The organism is Burkholderiales bacterium, from assembly GCA_023511995.1.
GTDB lineage: Bacteria > Pseudomonadota > Gammaproteobacteria > Burkholderiales > Thiobacteraceae > Thiobacter.
Map to the genome: position 1 here is coordinate 102,751 of JAIMAL010000003.1, position 15,196 is coordinate 117,946.

19 protein-coding genes and 2 tRNA genes are annotated in these 15,196 nt (G+C 66.0%); 7 read left to right on the plus strand and 14 right to left on the minus strand.

Features of this window, described 5'->3' with window-relative positions:
* Positions 1 to 50: 50 nt before the first annotated feature.
* From K6T56_02755 to K6T56_02765, 3 genes are all read left to right on the plus strand, one after another.
* A tRNA-Ala gene (locus tag K6T56_02755) sits at positions 51 to 126 on the plus strand.
* A 14-nt stretch (positions 127 to 140) separates the two neighbouring features.
* On the plus strand, positions 141 to 326 hold the full coding sequence (locus K6T56_02760) for a hypothetical protein (GenBank protein MCL6555265.1): 186 nt from the start codon (positions 141 to 143) through the stop codon (positions 324 to 326).
* 23 nt (positions 327 to 349) lie between these two features.
* Positions 350 to 425 (plus strand) — tRNA-Glu (locus tag K6T56_02765).
* A gap of 80 nt (positions 426 to 505) precedes the next feature.
* Here K6T56_02765 and K6T56_02770 read toward each other — a convergent pair.
* Positions 506 to 754, minus strand: coding sequence for a hypothetical protein (locus K6T56_02770; GenBank protein ID MCL6555266.1), 249 nt, complete (start codon positions 752 to 754; stop codon positions 506 to 508).
* Between the two features lie 70 nt (positions 755 to 824).
* Here K6T56_02770 and K6T56_02775 point away from each other — a divergent pair, with 70 nt between their 5' ends.
* Positions 825 to 1,556, plus strand: a complete 732-nt coding sequence (locus K6T56_02775; GenBank protein ID MCL6555267.1) for a hypothetical protein — start codon at positions 825 to 827, stop codon at positions 1,554 to 1,556.
* Here K6T56_02775 and K6T56_02780 read toward each other — a convergent pair.
* From K6T56_02780 to K6T56_02820, 9 genes are all read right to left on the minus strand, one after another.
* Positions 1,553 to 3,385 (minus strand): hypothetical protein, encoded by a 1,833-nt coding sequence (locus K6T56_02780; protein ID MCL6555268.1) that lies wholly within the window; start codon positions 3,383 to 3,385, stop codon positions 1,553 to 1,555. The genes K6T56_02775 and K6T56_02780 overlap by 4 nt on opposite strands.
* 2 nt (positions 3,386 to 3,387) lie before the next feature.
* Positions 3,388 to 5,049 carry a thiamine pyrophosphate-binding protein gene (locus tag K6T56_02785; protein ID MCL6555269.1) on the minus strand — a complete coding sequence of 554 codons (1,662 nt, stop codon included), beginning with the start codon at positions 5,047 to 5,049 and terminating at the stop codon, positions 3,388 to 3,390.
* A gap of 120 nt (positions 5,050 to 5,169) precedes the next feature.
* The gene (locus K6T56_02790; protein MCL6555270.1) at positions 5,170 to 5,520 is read right to left on the minus strand and encodes a hypothetical protein; all 351 of its coding nucleotides are present in this window, start codon (positions 5,518 to 5,520) and stop codon (positions 5,170 to 5,172) included.
* 484 nt (positions 5,521 to 6,004) lie between these two features.
* Complete coding sequence (locus tag K6T56_02795; protein MCL6555271.1) at positions 6,005 to 6,148, minus strand: hypothetical protein; 144 nt, start codon at positions 6,146 to 6,148, stop codon at positions 6,005 to 6,007.
* A 19-nt stretch (positions 6,149 to 6,167) separates the two neighbouring features.
* Positions 6,168 to 6,587 carry a large conductance mechanosensitive channel protein MscL gene (mscL, locus tag K6T56_02800; protein MCL6555272.1) on the minus strand — a complete coding sequence of 140 codons (420 nt, stop codon included), beginning with the start codon at positions 6,585 to 6,587 and terminating at the stop codon, positions 6,168 to 6,170.
* A 167-nt stretch (positions 6,588 to 6,754) separates the two neighbouring features.
* Positions 6,755 to 7,783 carry a ribose-phosphate diphosphokinase gene (gene prs, locus K6T56_02805; GenBank protein MCL6555273.1) on the minus strand — a complete coding sequence of 343 codons (1,029 nt, stop codon included), beginning with the start codon at positions 7,781 to 7,783 and terminating at the stop codon, positions 6,755 to 6,757.
* Between the two features lie 18 nt (positions 7,784 to 7,801).
* Positions 7,802 to 8,128, minus strand: coding sequence for a DUF2934 domain-containing protein (locus K6T56_02810; protein MCL6555274.1), 327 nt, complete (start codon positions 8,126 to 8,128; stop codon positions 7,802 to 7,804).
* Between the two features lie 8 nt (positions 8,129 to 8,136).
* Positions 8,137 to 8,637, minus strand: coding sequence for a hypothetical protein (locus tag K6T56_02815; GenBank protein MCL6555275.1), 501 nt, complete (start codon positions 8,635 to 8,637; stop codon positions 8,137 to 8,139).
* A 137-nt stretch (positions 8,638 to 8,774) separates the two neighbouring features.
* Positions 8,775 to 9,938, minus strand: coding sequence for a hypothetical protein (locus K6T56_02820; protein ID MCL6555276.1), 1,164 nt, complete (start codon positions 9,936 to 9,938; stop codon positions 8,775 to 8,777).
* Between the two features lie 220 nt (positions 9,939 to 10,158).
* Between K6T56_02820 and K6T56_02825 the strand changes: the two genes are divergently transcribed.
* Positions 10,159 to 10,662 (plus strand): DUF1993 domain-containing protein, encoded by a 504-nt coding sequence (locus K6T56_02825; protein ID MCL6555277.1) that lies wholly within the window; start codon positions 10,159 to 10,161, stop codon positions 10,660 to 10,662.
* A gap of 5 nt (positions 10,663 to 10,667) precedes the next feature.
* Positions 10,668 to 11,474: a zinc-dependent peptidase gene (locus K6T56_02830; GenBank protein MCL6555278.1), complete on the plus strand. Its 807-nt coding sequence runs from the start codon at positions 10,668 to 10,670 to the stop codon at positions 11,472 to 11,474.
* Here the strand turns inward: K6T56_02830 and msrB are convergent.
* From msrB to K6T56_02845, 3 genes are all read right to left on the minus strand, one after another.
* Positions 11,440 to 11,835, minus strand: coding sequence for a peptide-methionine (R)-S-oxide reductase MsrB (msrB, locus tag K6T56_02835; protein ID MCL6555279.1), 396 nt, complete (start codon positions 11,833 to 11,835; stop codon positions 11,440 to 11,442). The genes K6T56_02830 and msrB overlap by 35 nt on opposite strands.
* Before the next feature lie 66 nt (positions 11,836 to 11,901).
* Positions 11,902 to 13,521 carry a SagB/ThcOx family dehydrogenase gene (locus tag K6T56_02840; protein ID MCL6555280.1) on the minus strand — a complete coding sequence of 540 codons (1,620 nt, stop codon included), beginning with the start codon at positions 13,519 to 13,521 and terminating at the stop codon, positions 11,902 to 11,904.
* 26 nt (positions 13,522 to 13,547) lie between these two features.
* Entirely contained in the window at positions 13,548 to 14,129 is a 582-nt protein-coding gene (locus K6T56_02845; GenBank protein ID MCL6555281.1) for a glycine zipper 2TM domain-containing protein, read from the minus strand.
* A 150-nt stretch (positions 14,130 to 14,279) separates the two neighbouring features.
* Between K6T56_02845 and K6T56_02850 the strand changes: the two genes are divergently transcribed.
* Positions 14,280 to 14,945: a response regulator transcription factor gene (locus tag K6T56_02850; protein MCL6555282.1), complete on the plus strand. Its 666-nt coding sequence runs from the start codon at positions 14,280 to 14,282 to the stop codon at positions 14,943 to 14,945.
* Here the strand turns inward: K6T56_02850 and K6T56_02855 are convergent.
* Positions 14,927 to 15,151, minus strand: coding sequence for a hypothetical protein (locus K6T56_02855; GenBank protein MCL6555283.1), 225 nt, complete (start codon positions 15,149 to 15,151; stop codon positions 14,927 to 14,929). The genes K6T56_02850 and K6T56_02855 overlap by 19 nt on opposite strands.
* Positions 15,152 to 15,196 lie beyond the last annotated feature (45 nt).

Here is a 15,196-nt window from a genome sequence, read left to right on the forward strand (position 1 = left end):
CACAAAGGCTTTACAAGCGTGCCTTCGCTCCCTATAATGGCGCGCTTTCTGGGGGTGTAGCTCAGCTGGGAGAGCGCTTGCATGGCATGCAAGAGGTCAGCGGTTCGATCCCGCTCATCTCCACCAGATTGTGAGACACGGTGCACCGGCTAGGCGTCATCTCGGTTTGGGTCGGCATCCTGGCCACCGCCGCCGGTTTGGTGGTTGGCTTTGCCGAACTGGCCGCCGGGAGGGAAGCCGACGCCGGGCCGTGGATCAGCCTGGTCCCGCTGGGGTTTGCGCTGATGCTTTTCGGCGTCGCGGCCACCCAGCTCACCAGAAAATGACAACCGACTAAGCACAGCGTTTAGTCCCCATCGTCTAGAGGCCTAGGACATCGCCCTTTCACGGCGGTAACCGGGGTTCGAATCCCCGTGGGGACGCCAGACAAAAAGCCACCTCCGGGTGGCTTTTTGCTTACACCACGCCCTGCCTTGCGCAGGCATGCGCCTGCCGGCGGGGCCCTTCACGCGCCGTTTCCTTCGAGGGCGCGCCGCAGTGCCGCCAGCTCCTCCCGGGGGTCGGCGAAATCCTCGTAGCGGTGATCCGTGCGCGCGTACCAGTAGCGGCTGTTCCAGGCATCCCCCTCGATTTTGTGCAGGATGGCGTGCAACCAGCAGGCAAGGGGATCGTTCCTTTCCTGCACGATGCGATGGGCGAGGTGCCAGTCGCCGCTTTCCGCCGCGCTCACGGCGTGTTCCAGTGTACGATCCATGGCAGCAGAATAACGCAGGCACCGACGCCGGGAAAGGGCGTGGCGCCTGTGCCTCTCAAAGGAAACCCACGTGCCTGACCGCTACGGCCGGATTTTTCTCGTAAGCCACATGCGCGCCTTCACCACCCTGGCGGGTCATGTGCTGGGCTCGCATCCCGAGATCAACGGCTATTACGAGATGCACCTGCGTTATGAGGATGCGGCCAGCCTGGACCGGCAGCGGGAGTGCTTCTGTCGCCATCACACGCTGAAAGCAGGCAGCCGCTATCTCTTCGACAAAATCCTGCACGACGACTATCCCATCGAGCCGGCGCGACTTGGGCCGGTCGAGCTCAAACTTTTGCTCTCGCTGCGCCCGCCTGCCCCCACCCTGGCGAGCATTGTGGAGTTGTTCGCGGCAAAAAGTGGGGAACACCCCTACGCCGAGCCGGCGGGGGCGGCGGCCTATTACCGTGCGCGGCTTGCCACCCTGGCCCAATTTGCAGAGCGTTTTCCGGGGCGCTATGTCTATTTCGATGCGGAGCTCTGGCAGCGGGCACCGGAGACGCTGCTGGCTTGGCTTGGCGGCTTACTTGGGCTGGCCACGCCCCTTTCCAACGAATACCAGCTTTTCCCTCTGACCGGCAAGCCGGGCGCCGGGGACAGCTCTCCCCGCATTGCCTCCGGCCGTATCGAACGCACGGCGCGGCAGATACCGCAAGGGCTGTTGCCCGCCGACCTCCTGGCGGAGGCGGAGGAGACCTACGCAAGCTGCCGCGCCCGCCTCATCCGCCACGCCGCCAGGGTGTGTCTGGCCGACTAAGGCGCGGGGGCGGGCGGAAAGAGGCTGTCCCAGGCATCCCGTTCAGCGCGGTAGTTCACCAGGGCATCGATGATCTGCGCCCGGCGGCGGGCGCGGTGGTGGGGTGACTGGATGGCCAGCCAGCCTGCCGCGCCATCGCCGAAGTTGTGGGCGAGGTTGGCGAGAAACCGCCGCACCTCCGCGAGGGTTGGGGCAAGGGGCGACGCTTTCAGCCACCAGCCGCCGCTTTCGAACACCGCGTGCATGAGGTTCGCCCGTTCCCTTTCGAGTGTGGCGTGCTTCTCGCCATAGAGGGCGAGGAGCTCCGCCTCCTTGCGGGCCACCACCGCTTCCACCAGGGACCGCGGAAAAGGTTGGCGCACGTCGGCTTCCTTCACTAGGGCCTCCGCGGAAAAGAGCATGAGGTCACCGAAGAATTGACGCTCGAATTCGTCGGCAAGGTCGATGTGTTCGGCGTGGATTTCCACCCCGGGCCGGAAATCGGTCTTCCCGCTATTGCGCCGGTGGAGGTTGGGCAGGTTGCAAGTGGCGAAGCGGGCGCCGATTTCGGCGGCGATGAGCCGGCCGGCGGTGGGGCCGGACATGCGCAGACGCAGATGGGCAAAGGGGATGATGTAGCGCAGGCCTTCGTGGCGCGCCACATAGTTACCGGGATAAACGGTGCGCGCCGGACTTACGCGGTCGAGCCCCTCGCCATAGACGAAATGGGTGTGACGCGTCGGGTGCTCCCCCTGAAAGAAACGGTTGAGCCGTGCGCCCAGGGCGCTGAGACACGCCATATGGTCGTGGGGTCCGGTGAGTTCACACAGGTATTCGACGGGCGAGGCGGGCGGGGTGAAGCCGAAAAGCCGTGCCAGGTCGTGGTAGCTCGCACCGCCCGCCGCCTCGCCAGAGGTGGCGTGGAAGCTGCAGGGGGCTTGGGGATCGACATTCGCCAGCCGGCGGAAGAAATGGGTGATGTCCTGCACGCAGTTGACCGCCATGACCGCCGGTGAGACCGGCGGGTCCCCCACCATCTTGCCGCTCAAAAGCCAGATGTCATGCTCGCGGAATATGCGGTCCAGGACGTGGAAGTAGGGGATGGCGTAGACGGCCTGGATGCCGTCGGGGGTGATGCGGTTGACGCACAGCGACTGGTCGCTGTCCAGGAGGTAGTAGAGGGTGCGCCCGGGGCGGCCCACCTCGCGGAACTTGAGATAGAGCAGGTTGCGGTTGGCGGCCTGGCCCTTGTGATGGAAATGCTCCCGCGGCTGGGTGGTGAGCAGCCGGCCAAGGCGCGGGCGCAGGGTGGCGGGCAGGGAATCGAGCAGGGCGTACTGTTCATCGAAATCCAGATGGTGCACGTTAAGGCCCCTGGCCGAATACTCCCGGACAAGGTCGCGATGGGCCTGGCGATGGCTTTCGGCTGCGCTGTCCTCGCCGACGATCACCCGCACCTTGTGCCAGCGGCCTTCTTTCCTGCCCCCGTAGTCGTAGCGCAGACACACCTGGTAGATGCTTTCCAGACAGGCCCGCAGATGGGCCGGCCGGTCCGCCACCGGAATGCCGATGACGAAATCGTGGCGGTCATCGCTGCCGCATTCGGCGATGAGTCGTTCCCGCTCCCGATGGAGGGCCTGGAAATCCGCAAGCAGGGTGTCGAAGGCCGGCGGCGCTGGCCACAGGGCCGCTTCCAAGACAGGCAGCGCAGCTTCATAAAGGGGCAGCAGCCTTTCCGCCGGGGCATCGCCGAGGGTGGCAAGCCGCGTGCCAAGGGCGGCCAGCTCCGGCAGCCGTGCTGCGTGGTGTTGGACACAGGCGGCGAGCGCTCTGGTGCGGCCAGATGGCATGACTAGCGGCGCGAGGAATAGTTGGGGTAGGCGTCGCGGGGGACGGCGATTTCGATGAAATTCACCCCGTGGCGATAGTCGAGGGTATCGAGCCGGGCAAGGTCGCTCATGCCTTCGATGCGGCAATGGCGAAGGCCGAAAGCACGCGCCAGCAGGGCAAAATCCGGGTTGGGGAAATCGCAGTCGATGAAGCGCCCGCCGTAGAGGTGTTGCTGGTTCTTGCGGATGAGACCCATGGTGCCATTGCTGAAGAGGACCACATTGAGGGGCAGACCGTAATGCACCGCGGTCATCAGCTCCATGGCACACATGTGGAAACCGCCGTCACCGAGCAGAGCGAAGACGGGGTGCCTGAGGGCGAAGGCGGCGCCGATGGCGGCAGGGATGGCGTGGCCCAGGGAAGAAATGCCGGTGTTGGGATGGAAGCGGTCATCGGCCTTGACGCGATAGAAACTCTGGGCAAAGACGATGTTGTCATCGAAGATCGCAATGCCTTCGGCAAACCTTTTCTCCAGCCAGGCGAAGAAGGCGCGCACGTGATCGAAACGCCCATCGAAGACGGCTTCGCCCGCCGCATCGAGGCGTCTTTGGTTGGCGGCGATGAAGGCGGGAATGTCCGGTGTCTGCTTCGGCGGCAGGTCCTGCACCGCCGCCTCCAGGGCGTCAAGATAGCTCAGGAGATCCGCCTGGATCACCAGGTTGGCGCGCAACACCTTGTTGAGCTGGTGCATGTCGCTGTCCACCTGGATGAGCTTCTTGCCGGCCAGGAGTTCCCGGTCCCAGACGTAGCTCGTGCGCTCGTTGAAGCTCGCCCCCAGAATCAGCACCAGGTCTGCCTCTTCCTTGAGGTAACGCAGGGCATGGCCACCGGAAGTCACGCCCAGGCTGCCCAGGGCCAGCTTTCCGCGTTCATCGACGGCGCCCTTGGCCTTGAGGCTGGTGGCCACGGGCAGCGCAAGGCGCTGGCTGAGCCGCGCCAGCGCCGCCTGGGCACCGGCGCGGATCACGCCATGGCCGGCGATGATCATCGGTCGTCGCGCCTCGGCGATCATCGCCGCACTCGTGCGCACCGCCTCCGCCTCCGGCGGCAAGCGGCGGCGCGGCGCGGTGAAGGCGATGTCATCGAGGATGGCTGCCTCCACCGGCTCCTTCTGCACATTGAAGGGCAGGCTCAGCACCACCGGCCCCGGGGGGTCGCCAAGCAGACACTGGGTGGCCTGGATCAGCACGTTGGCGAGATAGTCGGTACGCTCCACCAGCCGGTGATAGCGGGTGATGCCGGCGAAGAGGGCCACCTGATCCACGCTGCCCCCTTCACCGGAACTTTCCTGCAGACCCCCTTTGCCGAAGATGTAGGTGGGCGCTTCGCCGGTGATGGCGAGGATGGGCAGGCGGTCGGCGTAGGCGCTGGCGATCGCCGTCACCAGGTTGGTGGCACCGGGGCCGGCGGTGGTGATGCAGGCGCCGATGCCTCGGGTGGCGCGGGCAAAGCCCATGGCCATGAAGGCGGCCGCCTGTTCGTGCTTGGCGAGCACGGTGGGCAGGGAAGCGCCATAGAGGGCGTCGTACACGGGCAGGATGTGGGAGCCGGGCAGGCCGAAGACCCGCCCCACGCCGAGGCGCTGAAAGAAGCGGACGATGAGTTCGGCCAGCGTGATCTGCATGGGAACGACTGCCCCGTGGGCGGTGCCGGAGAAACGGCCCCACCGCCTGCCAGGCCCGCTAACGGGGCGCAGCACGAAAGCGCAAGCATAAATGAAAACCCGGCCGGCGGGCCGGGCGACTTACGGGGTGTTGCGCCGGCCGAGGAAATAGGCCACCGGCAGCACAATGGCACACACGACGAGGGGAAGGGCGTAGGCGGAAAGCTCCCCGGCGGGCTCCTTCGCCATGCCCCGTTGCGCCACCACTGCGGCCACCATGACGGCGGTGATGACCAGCCCGATGGCAAGGAGCCACCCCGGCCGCAGGCTCTCGATGAGGCTGCCATAGGCAACGAAGGGCAGAAGCAGGCCGAAAAGAATGCTGACGCGCAGATGGAAGCCGGCCTCGTAATGGGGCAGCAGGGCGGCCCAGGCGGCGGCCACCGCGCCGATGAGAATGAGGATGTAGGCGTAGCGGCGGGTGTCGTTCATGTTCTCCTCCTTGGGTTTGGGGGGGCTGCCATTGGACCATGGCCCGGGTGGCGCGGTTTCTCCCTGTCGGCTGCCGGGGAATCTCCCGCCGCAGGCGGGGCCGGTTCAGGCGGGAGCCCGCAAGTCCGACAGAGGGAGCCTGGCGCAAATTCTTGTCTGAGGCATAACATGCAATGGAAGCGAACGGAGCATGTATGCCGCGCAAGACAAAAGAGGAGCGGGAAGAAAGCCCTGATCGAGCCCATCCTTTCGGCGGCGCTCAGCCCCATACGGGCTCGCCGCCGGGCGGCCAGTGGCCCCAAGGCCTGCGGGACATCCCGGGCCTAAAGGATCAGTTCCGGTTGAAGGTTCGGGAACGACGATCTGGTCCTCTTCGAATCCAAGGACTTGGTTGCCCGGGCCGCCAGTTCCAGTCGGTGACAAAGGGGTCTTTCTCGTTTTCCCGTGCATTCAGGGAAAGCGCATCCCAGGCCCTCCCCCGGGTTCACTGGGGCGGCTTGAGCCGGCGGCCTTGCGCGCTTCTCATCCCTGCCAGTTCCATGGCGGTCTCCCACTTGGTTTCCAGGCGGGTCAGCCGCCGGTCGTGGTCCCGCACCTCCTGGGCGAGCCCGGAAAGGCTCTCCCCCACCCGCTTGACCTCGGCGGGTTTATTTCTTCAGCAAATCGCGAATTTCGCGCAGCAGGATCACCTCTTCCGGCGTCGGAGGCGCTGCAGCCGGCGCCGCAACTTCTTTACGTCTGAGACGGTTCACCTGCTTGACCATCAGGAAGATGACGAAGGCGAGGATAAGGAAGTTGAGCAGGACGGTGATGAAATTGCCGTAGGCGAAGACGGCGCCCGCTTTCTTGGCCTCGGCCAGTGTGGTCGCAGTCTGGCCCGACAGGGGGATGAAATAGTTGCTGAAATCCAGCCCACCGAAGAACATGCTGACGATCGGCATGATCAGATCGCCCACTACCGAATCGACGATCTTGCCGAATGCCCCGCCGATAATGACACCGACGGCCAGATCCACTGCGTTGCCCTTGATGGCAAATTCGCGAAATTCCTCGATGAATCCACTCATGTTTTCCTCCGGTTGGTTGTTGCGAAAAACCTAACCAGGTAAAGCAGGTGCCGACTCCGGGTAGCGTTCGCTGTCCGGGGGTGGGTGCACCCGCGGCCGATGCCGTGCTCAATTAGAAGCGCCGGGCGAAGTCGGGTTGAGTTGCGCCGCCATGCCCCGTTGCGCCCTCACCGCGGCCACGATGGCGCGGGTGCTGACGAGCCCGCGGGCGGGGATTCCAGCAAGTCCGACAGGCTGCCATCGCCGGCCAGGCGCCGGATGGCCTCGGCGAGCAGGGGAACGATGGAGAGGGTGCTCACCTTGTTCGCCACGGCGGGGGGCAGGGGGCGGGGCGGGCAAACGGTGTCGGTGATGAAAAGGCCTTCCAGGGCCGGTTCCGCCAGCGCCTCTCCGGCGGCAGGGGTGAAGACGCCATGGGTGGCCACCGCAAGCACGCGCCGGGCACCGGCCGCCCGGCAGGCGCGGGCGGCGCGGCTTAGCGTCGTACCGCTTGCCACCAGATCATCGATCAGGACGGCGAGGCGGCCGGCGACCTCGCCCACCACGGTTTTCCCCCAGACCTCGCCTTGCGCCCGGTATTTTTCCACGAAAGCGGCGGTGGGCGGTCGGGCAAGCCATCGGGCCAGGGTCTGGCGGAAGGCTTCGGCGCGCTTCACGCCGCCTGCGTCCGGGGAGACGACACAGATTTCCTCGCCGGCGAGCAGGGGCGCGAGATGGGCGGCGAACAGGGGGCGGGCCTCCAGATGTTCGGCGGGGATGCGGAAGGCATTCTGGTAGGCGGCCAGGTTGTGGACGTCCACGGTGAGGACGCGATCGGTGCCCACCGCCTCCAGGAGTTGGGCCAGGGTACGGCTGTTCACAGGATCGCGGGGCTGGGTGCGCCGGTCCTTGCGGGCATAGGCGAGATAGGGGAGCACGGCCGTCAGCCGTGCCGCGCCCAGGTCCTTCAGCGCCCTAAGGAGGAAGAGCAGGCGCACCAGGCGATCGTTGACGCTTTGGCCGGCATCCCCGTTAAGGGACTGGACGACATAGACATCCCGCCCGCGGACGCTCGCCAGAGGCCGGCTCTTGTGCTCGCCGTCCTCGAACTCGCGCTCCTCAAGGGGCCAGAGGGCCACACCCAGCTCGGCTGCGATGCCTTCGGCCAGCGCCCGCCCGGCGCGGGGGGCGAGCAGGCAGACCTCAGCGGTCTTCATGGGGCGGCGCCGACGCCTTCATTCCCGCGGCGGCGCAAGCTCCGGTTCGACGCCCTCGACGCGCGCAATGGCCTTCTGCGGGTGTTGGCGCACCAGGCGCTTGAGGGCCTCGTCGGTGGCGTTGCCCACCACGCCGCTTTGTTGGATTGGCCCCGGTGCTTCCGCGGCAGGGGGCGGCAGGTCGCGGTCGATGGCGGCTTCCGCCGCCAGCCAGTCGTCGAGCTCATGCCCCGGGGCGAAGCCGCGCCGCTCGGCGAGGTAATAGGCCGCCTCGCGGATCATGGCTTCGCGGGCTTCCAGGGGCAGGCCACGCCAGGTTACGCCGGGCGTGTTGGTGTTCGCCATGGGGTCTCCTACTCGTAACGGACGAAATTTTCCGCGAGGGCATCGGGGCCGTATTCGTCGATCAGTCCGTCGATCTCCTCCAGGAGCCCCTCGTCCTCATCCTCGTCCAGCACCCCTTCCCCCACCAGACGGGCGCCCAGTCCCTCGACGATGGCTTCCCGCACCGTTTCCAGGGTGGGCGGGCCTTCCCGGTTCTCGTCGTTGACCACTGTCTCGATCACCCGCGACAGGGCCTCGCTCGCCGTGGCGCGCACGAAATCGGCGGCGGGGGCATCGGCGCCGTATTCCTCGATGAGGGTGTTGAGCTCATCCAGCAGGGATTCGCTCACGTCGAAATGGTGCAGCCGTTCCGCTTCGCTGATCGATGGGGGCAGAAGACCCATGAGATAGTCCCGCGCCGTGCCCAAGGTGGGGGGTTCGTCGGCATCGGGATCGTTTACCAGCCGCTCCAGGAAGGCGGACAGGCGCGGCGTGACCAGGGTGGAGACGTCAAGGGGATTGCGGATCATGGTGGTTCCTCGTGGTTAGGGTGACACAACGTGAAGCGTTTCCTCGTCCCAATATAGCAGCCCTTTCCCCTGCTGCCAGCAGGGATGGTTGGGGGAAGCCCGGGGAGGAACGACCAGGCGCAAGCCTTGGGCAGGGGCTAATCCGTCCCCCAGTAGGGGGTGGCGATGGGTTCGCCAAGGTCCGCTTCCACCAGCCGGCGGCGCACCTCGAGGAGCTGTTCGATGAGGCGCGGCTCGAAGCGGGCGTAGGCTTCCGCATCCGGCACCCGCCGCACCACCACCCCCAGAAGCTCGGTGATGGCATTGCCGATGGAATTCTGGCTAATGGTGACGATGAGTTCGCCCCGGTCGTTACGGTAGATGAGCTGCTTGAAGGCCGGCTGCCAGCGGATGGAATTGGCGTAACGGGCATCGCGGATGCAGCGGTCGCGCACCATCTTGGCGGTCTTGAGGAAATCGTTGTCGAACAGCAGCTTTTCCTCCACCAGCTCGGGGAAGTAAAGGTCACGGGGAGGCGGGGAGTTGCGCGTGCTCACCTGACCGAAGAAGGTGCGGTAGAAATCGAGGAACCCCTTGAGCAGGGTGTCGTAATCCTTCCAGAAGGCGACCTGCCGCAGGGCGGCGGCCCCGCCCCGTACCCGCCAGCTGGGCAGACCCTGGGGATAACCGGTGAGGCCGAGCCGGCATCCCTCGCCCTCGCACAGCTCAAGCACGCGGAAATCCAGCTCGGCGAAAAAAGCGCGGTACACCTCCCGCATGTAGGCCTGGAACAGGGAATGCTGACCCCCGTCGGTGAGGTTGGGATTGTCGGGGTCGGCCAGGGGCGCGGCGGCGAGCTCCGCCATGTCGAAGACGATGAAATGATTGTGCAGCATGCGGATGCTGGGCACACCGGGGGAGGTGAGGGGCCAGGTGGCATCCAGGCTTGCCTCCCCCGCCAGCACCAGGTGACGCGCGGGATCCGGGTACCGCTCCAGCATGTAGTCGATCATGATCTGGTTCATGCGGTTCCACACCTGCTTGACCGGCTCCGGCACCTGGGTGCGGCGCACCGGGCGGCCCAGGGGGTCGAGGATGCGCTGGGAGGTGTTGTAGATGATGGAGGCATCGAAGACGTTGCTGTGCCCCAGTGCCTTGCGGTAGAGCAAAAGGTCCTCGGGATTGCGCAGAAGCCCGTTGTTGTGCACCAGATCGTTGAGGTTTTCCGTGCTGTTGAAAAACTCGTTGGGTTTCATCCCCTCCGGCACTTCCAGGGGGATGGGGCGGTAGGGGGTGACGATTTCGCGGGGTCCAATCTGCATGGTCTTCTGCCTGTGGGGGAAACCGCCGCCATGGTAGCCCATCCCCGGCGCAAGGCAAACCGCCTTGGCGATGGGCCCGGCGCGGGCTGCGGCCTCACGGGAAACGCGGAGGCGGATTGCCGCCCGGTCTGTTCCTCAGGGAGCCGAAAACGGGCACGATAGAGGGCATCAACCGGGACATCCGCGAAGAGGTGAATTCCCATTGATGAAAGGAGGTAACATGAGTCTTTCCGTCTATCAGGTGACCATTCCGCCGCTCACCCGCATGCTGCACAATCTGGATGCCATACTGGACAAGGCGGCGGCCCATTGCAGTGCCCACGGCATCGAGCCGGAGGCCTTGCTGCGCGATCGCCTCTATCCCGACATGTTCCCCTTCATAAGACAGGTGCAACTCGCCTGTGACCATGCGAAAAACGCCGCCGCCCGCCTCACCGGCCGCGAGGCACCGGAATTCGCCAATGACGAGCAGGACTTCGCCGCCCTCAAGACCCGCGTGGGGAAGACCATCGCCTATTTGCAGAGTTTCTCCCCAGCCGATTTCGAAGGTGCGGAAAACCGGGAGGTGGTGATCCGCCGGGGTGAAACCGTGACCACTTACCGGGGCGAGGAGTTCCTCCTCAACCGGGCCCTGCCCAATTTCTATTTCCACGTCACCACCGCCTACGCCATCCTGCGCCACAATGGCGTGGCGCTGGGCAAGCGGGATTACCTGGGGCGCTAGCCGTCATGCTGGCGCGCTTCAAAGCGTGGCGGCGCCTGCGCATCCTGGCGCGTCACCCCATCCCGGAGACGGAGTGGCAGCAGGCCGTGGCGCGACTGCCTCTGCTTGCGGGGCTCAGCAAGGGGGAGCTTGACCGCCTGCGGGAGTGGGTGACGCTGTTTTTGCACGAAAAGCAGATCAGCGCCGCCGCGGGCCTTGTCCTCACCGATGGCATGCGCCTTTCCATCGCCATCCAGGCCTGCCTGCCCATCCTCAATCTCGGCCTCGAGTATTACCGGGGCTGGGTGGAGATCATCGTCTATCCCGATGAGTTCGTGCCCGAGTACGAATACGTGGATGACGATGGTCTGGTGCACCACGTGCGCGAGCCCATGACGGGGGAGGCGTGGCTCGGCGGGCCGGTGATCCTGTCCTGGCACGATGCCGCGGGCGATCACGGTGTTGCGGGCTACAACGTGGTGATCCACGAGCTCGCCCACAAGCTGGACATGCTCAATGGGGAGGTCAACGGCTTTCCACCCCTGCACCGGGACATGAGTCACACGGCATGGAGCGAGGCCTTCGGTGCGGCCTACGCGGATTTCTGCCGGCGCGTGAATGCCGGGGAAGAGACGCCCCTCGACCCCTATGGGGCGGAGACGCCGGGGGAGTTTTTCGCCGTCATGAGCGAAGCCTTCTTCGAAACGCCGGAGGTGCTGGCGGCCACCTATCCGGAGGTCTATGCGCAGCTTTCGCTTTTCTACCGGCAGGATCCGCTGGCGCGGCGCCGGGCGTTTCTCAGCGCTTCTCGAATTTCAGCGCCACCGAGTTGATGCAATAGCGTTGGCCCGTGGGGGGTGGACCGTCGTCGAAGACATGCCCGAGATGGGCGCCACAGCGGGCACAGAGGACTTCGGTGCGCACCATGCCATGGCTGAAATCGGTTTCGGTGGCGATGTTCTCTTCGACGGCAGGCGCCCAGAAACTGGGCCAGCCGGTGCCGGAATCGAATTTGGTGTCCGAGGAAAACAACACCTCGCCGCAGCAGGCGCAGCGGTATACCCCGGGCTCGTGGTGGTCCCAGTAGGCGCCGCTGAAGGGCGGCTCGGTACCCTTCAGCCGGCAGACCCGGTATTGCTCGGGGGTGAGTTGTGCCTGCCATTCCTCGGGGGTCTTGCGGATCTTGTCGCTCATGGGGGTTCCTCCTCCGGCTATGGTAGCGACAGCCGCCGCGGTCGTCATCCCGGCAAGCTGCGCGCCTTACGGCCGGGCGGGTGGGCGTTGCAGGTGGGCGTAAGGGGGCAGGGTCTTCAGACGGGCATCGGGGAGGGCGCCGCCCACAGTGAAATGGTAGAGGTCTTGCAGGGTGGCATCGCCGATGCCCAGCAGTTCATGGGTGGGATCATCGAAGAAACAGCCGATGCCCGTGCCCCGCAGGCCGGCGGCTTCCGCTTCCAGATAGAGCACCTGCCCCACCATGCCGGCTTCCCAATGGAGCTGCCGATAGACCCAGGGCCGATCCCTCAAGGGGTCGGCGAATTCCGCCAGCATGGCGAAGCTCAAGGCGCCGTCGGCGGCGATGTCCTGGTGACAGGCCAACGCCTGGGCCACCGCCCTGGTGTCGCCTGAAAGCAGGCGGAAAAGGGCGAGATGGGCGGGGCAGCCGGCGATCCCCTGCCATTCGAATTCCCGGGAAAGGGTCTTACGCAAAAGCGTGACGGCTTCTTCCCGCCGCGCCAGACAATAGAGCCCGGGGGAAAGGCCCTCGACCCGGTGCACGAAAAGGACGAGATGGATGCGTGGCGCCCAGCCGATGGCATCCCAGGGTGGCAGTGCCGGGCGGGGAAGCGTCTTGTCCAGCAGGCGATAAAAACCCTCGTGGGACAGGGCGGTGTGGCCATCGAAGGCCTGGGCACTGCGCCGTTGGCGGATGAGGCGCACGGCGGGCGCATGGGTGGGGCAGGAAAGCGGCGGCGGCAGGGCAGGCGGCGTCGAAAGCGAGGGGGGCGTTGCCGGTTTCCGGGTGGCCTCGGCCACTTCCCCGATCACCGGCCAGTCGTGCTTGTGGCTTGGCGAAAGCTGGTTGGCCTGCCCCGCCCACTCCTTCAGAGCGGCGATCAAGGGCGCGAGGGGCAGATCGTCGGGAAGGGGACCGGGGCCCACGAGGAGGAGCAGCTCCGGGTATTCGCCTTCGGCTTGCGGGAAATCCCCGGCGCGGTCGATACCCAACAGGGCGGCGAGCTCAGCATCGGCCACGCTTTCGACAAGCCGCGCCTGCCAGCCCAAGGTAGCGGCGGCGTAACGGACCGCCACCAGGGCATGGCCTGCGTCATGCTGGCAATAGCGGAAGGCCCGCTCGCCGTATTTCCACGCTTCGCGCCAGAAGATGGAAGTCAGTCCGATGAGGACGCAACCGGCGGGCAGAAGGGGCCATGTGCCGGCAAGCCGCGCGCGGCGTTCCAGCAGATGGTCGCTGGCGACATAGTGGTAAAGACCGCCGGCGAGATCCGGGCAGGCCTCGACGAGGAGATAGGCTTCGGTGGGATGGAGATTGCCGCTGGAGGGATTGCAGCGCAGGGCCCAGCGGGTGTTGCCGTAGGCTTTCCAGGCACTCAGGCCGAAGGCAAGCTCGAGGAGCGCCGCCACGGCATCCAGGGTAAGCGGGCGCGGCCTGCTGGGGGCTCGGTCCAGTTCAGCGAAGGGGAGGGGCAGCGCCGCCTCCTCGAGGAGAGGCAGCGCCACCGTGGGACAGCCGGCAAAGCGCCGGAAAGGATCAGGCTGGGTCGCCCAATCGAGCCCCCCGGGCCCCGCCGCATAGCGCCCGAAATGATGTTTGCTGCGCGCGTGATAGGAAAGAACCGTGCTCAGCCCGGTAGCCACGGGCCCCTCACGAGTGCCTCAAGGGGTCACATCAGCTGCCACTCGCCGCCCTCATCGCGACAGGCACGCCCCCGCTCCACCACCCGCCGGCCTTCGAAATAACGCTCGGCGGTGAATTCCCGGCAATCCCGCTCGGCGGCGCGAAAGCTTTCCCCCGGGATCACCACGTAGTCGATGCCGGTGTGGGGATTACGCCAGATGACGCGGCGTCCCGGTGGGGCGAGTTCCAGGGTATGGCCGATGCAGGCGCGGTCCACCTCGTCCCAGTCGCGGCCGATCTTGGCGCCGATGATGGCACCCAGCACCGTGCCCGCCAAAATGGCCACCGTGCGGCCCTCGCCCTTGCCGATCTGGGAACCGATGACAGCCCCCGCCACGCCGCCAAGCACCGCGCCCACAGCGGAATAATCGCAGCGCCCGACGAGAATGCCGTAGTCCTTGGGCCATTTGCTGCCGTAATAGCCCAGGTAGTAGGGATCGTGTTTCTTGCGCCAGCCATGGGCGGGCGCGTGGGGGGGCGGATCGGCCACCGCCGGTGGCACCGCGGTGAGGGCGACCAGGGCGGCCAGGACGAGGGCGAAGGGGCGCAAAGACAGACGAAGGGACATGGACTTCCTTTCAGGCGAGCTGACCGGAGGTTATTCTAGACGCAGCCGGGACGATGCTGCATGACGATTTGGAATTCCTCGGGGCGGCGAGGCTGGAGTATCATCCAGGCGTTTGCCAACCCCGTGTTGGCCGCGGATGAGGAGGGGTCCATGCGTATTCTCTTGGCCGACGACCATTCCCTGTTCCGCGAAGGGCTGCTGCATGTGCTCAAGGACTTGGGCACCGAGCCCGACGTGGTGCAGGCCGCCGACTATCCGGGCGCCCTCGAGGCCGCTGCGCGCAATCCCGATCTGGACCTGGCGCTGTTGGATCTCAACATGCCGGGCATGGACGGCCTCACCGGCGTGCGGACTTTCCGCAGCCGCCATCCCCTGATCCCCGTCATCGTCCTGTCCGCGAGCGAATCGCCGGAAGATGTGAGGCAGGCCCTGGACGCGGGGGTGTTGGGCTACATCCCCAAGTCCTCCACGGCGCAGGTGATGTTGAGCGCCATCAAATTGGTGCTGGCGGGGGGCGTGTATCTGCCTTCCCTGCTCCTCGGCTACGAAGGGACGATGGAAGCCGCGCCCACCAAGCCCGCCGCAGCCGCCGGCCGACGCAGCACGCGCGGCCTCACCGAGCGCCAGTTGCAGGTGCTAGCCCTGCTGGCGGAGGGTAAACCCAACAAAGTGATCGCCCGGCGCCTGGATATCACCGAGGGAACGGTGAAGATTCATCTGGCGGCGATCTTTCAGACCCTGGGTGTGCGCAACCGCACCGAAGCGGTGATTGCGGCGCAGGAGATGGATTTGACGCCCTACCGTTTGCCGGAGTGAGGGGCGACACCCTTAAGCGGGGCGTGGCGCAGCACCTGCTCCCTTTCCTTGCGATTGACGGCAGCGATAAGGGCGAGGGAAAGCGCCCGTGCCTCTTCAATGCTGAGATGGATCTCCCCATGGGAGGGCAGGCTCAGGCGCACGCCCGGGCTGGCGGCCATCCCCACCTCCACCTGCACCGGCAACGTCTCTGCGGTCGGTTCCATGACATTCTTCCCAAACGGCGTCATTGCACCGCGCCGATGTTACCG